The sequence below is a fragment of the Citrobacter cronae genome, from assembly GCF_016893685.1.
GTDB lineage: Bacteria > Pseudomonadota > Gammaproteobacteria > Enterobacterales > Enterobacteriaceae > Citrobacter > Citrobacter werkmanii.
In genome coordinates, this window is the sequence record NZ_CP069763.1 from 4,834,722 (window position 1) to 4,842,848 (window position 8,127).

The 8,127-nt window shown below is 53.6% G+C and carries 1 protein-coding gene; it reads right to left on the bottom strand.

Translation table 11 applies throughout. The features are described 5' to 3' along the window. Positions 1-3 precede the first annotated feature (3 nt). On the bottom strand, positions 4-8,127 hold an 8,124-nt coding region (locus JSN25_RS20985; protein WP_422678870.1), incomplete at its 5' end, for an Ig-like domain-containing protein.

An 8,127-nucleotide genomic window follows, 5' to 3' on the forward strand; every position in this document is an offset into this window, starting at 1 on the left:
TATTTATTGATGGTGATGTTGCTGATCGTCCTGATTATCTTCGACGCTCTGGCTAATGCTCATCACTTGTGCCGCGAAGCTGGCTGCTTCATGCGAAGAGGATTGATCCGCTGCAGAATGCGGCGCGTCACTCTCATCGCTGCGGGCGTCGTCCATGCCTGCAACGACGCTGCGGCTACTGGTATCCACCGTAAAGGCGATATCCTGACGTTCGCTATTCCCGGCACTGTCCTGCGTGCGCAATACCAGAGAATGTGGGCCATCCTCCAGCGCCACAGGCACGTCGAACTGCGTAGAGCCAGACGGCGAAGGCACCAGCGGATGCGTGACACCGTCCAGTTCAACGCTGGCATGGGTAATGCTGGCGTCCAGGTTGAACTCAAAGACCGGATGCGACGACTCCACTTCTATGGTGTCCCTGGTGTCCTGCTCGCTACTGTACAGACTGCTGCGTAGCGACACCGGGTCATCGGTTCCAACATCCACATCGTGCGTCACGGTGCTGGTGTTACCCGCCACGTCGGTAATGGTGAAGGTAAGCTGATGCTCGCCCTGCGCCACATCCTCAAGCTGGAGATTCCAGTTACCGTCTTTATCCACGTTTGCCGTCAGCACATCGCCATTATCCAGTGAAACGCTAACCTGGGCTCCCGCTTCGCCATGCCCGCTAAACGACAAGGTTGACTCATCGGTCTGCCAGGTTTGTTCCTGGCTACTCGTACCATCGAAAGTCACATCAAAATTATCGACATGGGTATCGACCGTGAACTCAACCGACTGGCTGGCGGTATTACCTGCCGCATCGCTGACATTCACCACCAACGTCCAGGTGCCTTCAGCCAGCGCCTCTTCAGGTGTCCAGGTCCAGTGGCCTGATTCATCCTGCGTGGCGCTGTGGGTTTCGCCGTTTATGGTCACCGTTACGGTAGTTGCATCAGGATCAATGTTACTCAGGATAAACGTTGGGGTGTCGTCCTTAGTAATGTTGTCCCCTGAGGCACCGCTATCGCTGCCCGCATCCAGGGAAACTGTCGGCGTGCTGACCGTGGTGTCGATGGTGTAATCCAGGGACGCATCCGCGCTATTGCCCGCCGCATCGGTCACGGTCACCACTAACGTTCCGCTGCCGTCCGCCAGCGGGGTGTCCGGCGTATACGTCCAGTTACCCTGCTCATCCTTGGTTGCGCTGTGCGTTTCACCGTTCAGCGTCACCATCACTGACGTGGCGTCCGGGTCGATATTACTCAGGATAAAGGTTGGCGTCGTATCCTTCGTCAGATTATCACCCACCGTACCACTATCGCTGCCCGCATCCAGGGCGATCGTCGGCGTGCTGATAGTGGTGTCGATGGTGTAATCCAGGGACGCATCCGCGCTATTGCCCGCCGCATCGGTCACGGTCACCACCAACGTTCCGCTGCCGTCCGCCAGCGGGGTGTCCGGCGTATACGTCCAGTTACCCTGCTCATCCTTGGTTGCGCTGTGCGTTTCACCGTTCAGCGTCACCATCACCGACGTGACGTCCGGGTCGATATTACTCAGGATAAAGGTTGGCGTCGTATCGCTGGTGATATTATCCCCTGCCGTTGCGGTGTCACTGTCCGTATCCATCATTACTGTTGGTGTGCTTAGCGTACTGTCAATGGTGAAATCCAGTGAAGATTCCGCAGTGTTACCTGCGCCATCCGTGACTTTCACCTTCAGGGTCCAACTACCGTCTGACAGCGCAGTTTCCGGCGTATACGTCCAGTTACCCTGCTCATCTTTGGTTGCGCTGTGCGTTTCGCCATTCAGCGTCACCATCACCGAAGTGACATCCGGGTCAATATTGCTCAGGATAAAGGTTGGCGTCGTCTCATTCGTCAGGTTGTCACCGACATCACCGGTATCGCTGCTGGCATCAAGAGCCACCGTCGGCGTACTGATACTAGTGTCAACGGTGAAATCCAGGCTGGACTGCTTAGTATTCCCTGCCGCATCGGTTACTTTCACCTCAACGGTCCAGTTACCGTCTGCCAGCGGGGTTTCCGGCGTATAGATCCAGTTACCCGAAGCGTCTTTGGTCAGGGTTTGCGTATTGCCGTTTAAGGTCACCTCTACCTTCGTCACATCAGCGTCAACGTTAGTCACGACAAACGTCGGTTTAACGGTTTGCGTGATGTTATCGCCCACCGTGCTAGTATCGCTTGCCGCATCCATGGCGATGACCGGCGCGCTGAGCACAGTATCAATAGTAAAGCTAAAGGATTGCGTTGCGGTATTTCCTGCCGCATCCGTTGCGCTCACCTGAACGTCACATTCGCCGTCACTTAACGGAGTTCCCCATGTTACGGTCCAGACGCCATCGCTGATCTTCGTTGCCTGCACCGTCGTTCCATCAATCGTTACGCTCACCGCAACGACATCCTTCTCGATGTTACTCAAAACCAGCGTCGGGGTTGAGTCATTGGTCAGGTTGTCGCCCAGCGCACCACCGTCTGAGGACACATCCAGCGCCACGGCTGGCGTCGTGAACATCACATCAAGGTCGACAGGCACGCTGATATTGGTGGCAGAATCCTCTGCCTGAATGCTGACTTTACCGCCATCAGGATAGTTAATCGCGGTACTCCAACTGCCGGAGCTGTTGACATTAACCGTGGTGATAACGTTGCCGGACTCATCCTTGATAACAATGGTCGTTCCCGCTTCCGCCTTGCCTGAGAGGATCCACAGGTTCCCCTCTTCGTTCCAGGAAGAGATCTCTACCGTTGGCGTATTTGGCGCAACGCTATCGACCAGAATGTCATGGTTAATGGTTTGGGTATTGCCGGCAGTATCTTTAATGGTGAAGGTTAAATTGCTGGTCCCTTCAGGCAACGCGCTGGCCTTGATGCTCCAGGTGCCATCGGCGGCAACTGTGGTGGTAGCCACCACCATCCCTGCCACCATCAGGGTGACAGTAGCCCCCGCCTCACCGACGCCATTAAAGACAGGCGTGCGGTTGTTAACTACCCATTTATCGGCCGAACTGTCTTTGTCGTCCTGCACGTTGGCGGTGAACTGGCTGATGGAGGTATCAATCACTATCGTGAAGGTTGAGACGGTACTGTCGTTCCCCGCGCGGTCTTCTGAACTCACCTGGACGGTCCATGTCGCATCGCTAAGCAACATAGGATTAACGTTTACGCTCCATTTTCCTGTACCGTCTGCCCAGACGTTGCTAACGGTCATTCCATTAATTTTGACAGTGACATAGCTGTTAGCCTCAGCCATACCGCTCAGCTTAATACCTGCAGAAATATCATTGATGTAAATCGTACCATCAACGGTGTGGTCAGCGACGCTCTCTCCGTTAATATTGTCCAGCGTGACGGGAGTATCGTTAACCGTATCGATCGTGAACTTCTGATCGCCAGTGGAGGCCGTATTGCCGGCGGCATCGGCAATATCAAAGCGGATGGTATGGCTACCGTCGTCCAGCGCTTGCGGAACGGTATATTGATAATTTCGCCCGGAGATCGTGATGGTTTCCACATACTTACCATCAATATAAACCTTGACGGGCTGACCCGTTTCACCGTTGATCTGGAACGTCGGCGTCGTTCGGGCGGTAACATAATCGTTAGAGTAGAGGCCACCATCAGGATTCATTTTATCCAGCTCAATCCAGGTGCTGGTATCGACCGTAACCAGAATGCGTGCCGACTCTGCGGTATTGCCCGCCGTATCTTCCGCCACTACGCGGATGGAATATTCACCGTCAGCCAACGTAGTTGGGTATTGCCACGTCCAGTTGCCTTCGTCATCCGCCGTTACCGTTGCGACCGTTTTTTCATCCACCAGAATAGAAATCGTCGCCCCCGGCTCTCCCGTACCATGGAAGGCTGGCGTATTGTCGCTGGTTATGTTGTCATCCAGCGAGCCTGAGTTAGACGCGTCATCCAGGTTGATGGTCGGGTAATCGGTATGGCTATCCAGCGTGAAGACAAATGGATCGCTGGTCTGGCTGTTTCCGGCCACATCCGTGATCTGTACCGTCAGGCTGTACTCGCCATCATCATTGAGGATCAGCGGTACCGTCCAACTGCCATCAGCCGCTACGGTAACCTGGCCTGCCGCGACGCCATTCAAATAGACGGTAATCGTAGCGCCGCTTTCACCGGTACCTGTGACACTCAGCGCTTTACTATTGGTCAGGTCCGGCAGCGTATCGACGCTAAAATTGTCAACTACGGTATCAATAACAACGGTAGTCGTTGCACTGGTTGCGGTATTGCCTGCCGCATCCGTCGACACCATTTTAATATCATAAGAACCGTCGGCGCTTTCCGGCATCGTCCAGCTCACTGTCCCTGCCGCATCGGCGGTTACCGTGGCAACTTTTTCGCCATTGACATAAACATCGACCGTCGCATTAGGATTGGTGACTGCCGTCAGGGTTGGCGTAGTCACTTTGGTGATGGCGTCCAGCGTGTCCGCACTGTTGGAATCACGACTCAGGACTACGTCAGTGATGCTATTTTGCGTATCGCGGGTAATATCGATATTTTTGGAGACGGTATTGCCAGCAGCATCGGTGGAAGTCACCACAAAGGTTTGCATCCCCTCCTGCAGCGTAATTTCCGTACTCCATGCACCATCGCTCTCCACGGCAATGGTAGCCAGAATCTCGCCCTGCGTATTGGCGATCGTAACGGTTGAGCCCGCTTCTGCGGTACCGTCAAGGTGAACGCTGGTTTTTTGGGTGATGTTGTCGGTATCGCTGGTGCCGGTATCATCCGTATCGCGTAAATCAACGGTCAGTGGCGCAATATAGGTATCGAGAACAAAACTCTCCGGGCCGAAGGTTTCTGTGTTACCCGCCACATCTGTTACCGAGAAGCTAATCTCATGCTCTCCGTCAGCGCCAATGTTTGTAATCGATGCCAGCCATTTACCATCACTGGCGGCAACCGTTTCCACCACTACACGACCGTCAATCATCACCTTGATATGCGCGCCGGCTTCAGAGATTCCGCTCACAACCGGGGTATTGGTGTTCAGATACCCTTCATCATTTAATCCGTTAATATCCCAGTCAAGAGGAACCACATGCGTGTCAATGACCAGACTTGCAGGGTCAGATTTTACCTCCTCCCCGTTGTTCGGGTTAATGACGCTCACCTCTATGCTGTAGGTCCCTTCAGCCATTTCTGGCAGGTTAAAGTTGTAGCGTCCGGTTGAGTCCGTTGCCGCGGTACCAACCACCTCACCGTTAACATAGATCGTCACGGTGCTGCCCGGCAGCGATGTCCCGGTAATTGATGGCGTCGTATCATTAGTGACAAAGTCACCAATGGAGCCGCTATCCGATGCGGTTTGTAGCTGCAGTGTCGGTGGATCGACGTCGATCAGCGGAATGATAAAGGCGAAGTTAGTGGCATCAGAGACGTTACCCGCTTTGTCGGTCGCGACGACGCTAATAATATGATCGCCAGAGTTAATGGCGCTCGGCGGCGTCCATGACCATGTTCCGTTGCTGTCCGCCACAACACTGGCGACAGTAACGCCATCAATACTTATCACCAGCGTCGATCCTGCTTCCGCAGTACCGCTGAATTCTGGCGCCAGACTTAAGGCTTCATGGTTATTCCCGGGATCGGACTCGCTCAATGCAACACCCGGCGCGTTAACCACTGTATCGATAACAAAATCAATGTTGCTTGCCTGGGTGTTTCCGGCCTTATCGGTCGCGGTAACCGAGATGGTATAGTTGCCATCAGTCAAATCACCCAGCGTAATAGACCAGGTCCCGTCCGAGGCAGGAGAGATCGTTTGGGTCTGAATCGCATTACCGCTCTCATCCAGCACGGTCACCACTAGCGTTGCGTCTTTGTCCGTCAGACCGCCGAACGTAGGTGACGTATCTTTGGTGATTTTATCCGTCTGCGAAGAGCCTGTATCAGAAGAGGCCAGCAGCTCCACCGACAGCGCAACGTGTGTGTCAATGGTAAAATTCATGCTGCTTTCAGCGGTATTACCGGCTTTATCCGTAACGGTCACTTCTGCGGTGTAGTTACCATCCGCCAGATTGGCTGAGGTAACCGTCCATTCCCCAGCTTCATTTTGTGTCGCCGTATATTTCGCACCGTTTATAACAACAAACACGGTATCAACATCGTCCGGCACGCCGGAAACTATGAACGTCGGCTGCGTATCATTGGTTAACGAATCACTTGAGCTATCGCCAGAATCACTGGCGCTATCCATCGAAATGGTTGGCTGCGGGATCTGAGTGTCAATCGTAAAAGTCAGGGTCTCTGTCTGGTGGTTGCCCGCGACATCGACCATCTCCACGGTGGTGGTGTAAGTACCATCCGCTAGCATGTCAGCGGTATAAATCCACTCGCCCTGGGCGTTTTTCTCCAGCGTCTGCGTGTGCCCATTGAGCGTGACGGTGACGGAGGTGAGTTCCTCCGCCGCGCTAATCTGGATACGCGGCACTGAGACGTTAGTCAGGTTATCGGTGGTATTCTGCCCGGTATCATCCAGCAGCAGCACGGCAGGAGAGTCAACCACCGTATCAACGGTAAAGTTATAGGTTGTCGATGCGCTGTTACCCGCATTATCCGTAAAGGTCACGACCACGCTATATGCGCCATCCGCCAAGCTTTGCGGTACCTGCCAGCTCGTTGTCGACGGATCCAGTGACAGCGTCGTGTCACCAAGAGTTACCGTTATACTGGCGATATCGGCAGGTACGCCGCTGATACTGATAACCGGTTTCGTCACGTTGGTGATGTTATCATCAGTGCTGCCGCTGTTGCTGCCATTATCCAGCGCCAGAACCGGTGCCGAGCAAATGGTATCAACGGTAAAGCTCATTGAGGATGATTTGGTATTGCCTGCATCATCTTCAACCTTAACAGTTGCGGTATAAGTTCCATCCGGGAGGGCATCAGCATCGGGTAACTGCAAGCCCCATACTCCGTTCTTTTCCGTCGCGTTATAGGTTTTATTGTTGATAGTGACAGTGACGCTATAAGCATCGCTATCGATATTATCGAGCGTGAAATATGGCGTCGTATCGTTGGTTAGGTGATCGTTTGACAAGGTCCCCGTATCACTTGCAGCCGCTAAATCGATTGTTGGCGTGCTAAGAGTGGTATCCACGACAAATTTGAGTTCGGTGCTGGCGGTGTTACCCGCTTTATCCACTACTGAAACGTCGAGAGTGTAGTTGCCATCTGCCAGTGCCGGAGCCGAGTAGATCCAGCGGCCGGACTCATCCTTCGTCAACGAAGTCACCGTGCCGTTGAGGGTTACGCTCACCGACTCCACATCCGCCGGAACGCTGATTTCAAATTCAGGGGCATTGCTCTTCGTTATGTTATCGCTGTCGGAATAGCCCGTGTCGTCACCGACGACAAAGTCCACCGATACCGACGTTTGCGTATCAATGGTGAAGGTCAGCGGAGTTTCTTTGGTATTTCCGGCGTTATCCGTCACCGTGGCAATTAAGGTGTAAGTGCCGTCTGCCAGCGCTTCATCCGGCGTAAAACTCACCGGCTGACTGGTCAAATCCACAGGAATATCTTTGCCGTTCAGGTTCACCGTCAGACTATAAACATCTTTATCCAGCGAACCAAACTCAAACGTCGGCTGGGTATTGTTAGTGTAATTATCGGCGGAACTACTGCCGCTGTCGTCCTCGTCTTTAAGATCCACCGTCACAGGTGTAAGCGTTGTATCGATAGTAAAGGTGAAAGTTTCCTGGGTTGTGTTGCCCGCTTTATCCATCACGTTGACGACAATCGAATGCTCACCATCGGTCAACGCCGAGCTGGCGGTGTAGGTCCACTTGCCATTGGTTTTCGTCAGCGTCTGGGCATCACCGCCGTCCAGTGCCACCGAGACATGCGTAACATCTGCGGCAACGCTAATATCAAAGCTTGGGATGGTATCGTTCGTTAAATGGTCATCCGAAGAAAAACCGGTATCATCAGACATGGTAATCTGATCGATTGCCACCGTGGTATCAATGGTAAAATCGAGATCGGACGTCCGTTCGTTCCCCGCTTTATCGGTTGCCGTGACCGTTATCGTATAGTCCCCATCGGCCAGTTTAGGAGCCTGGAATACCCACTCGCCGTCGGCATTTTTGGT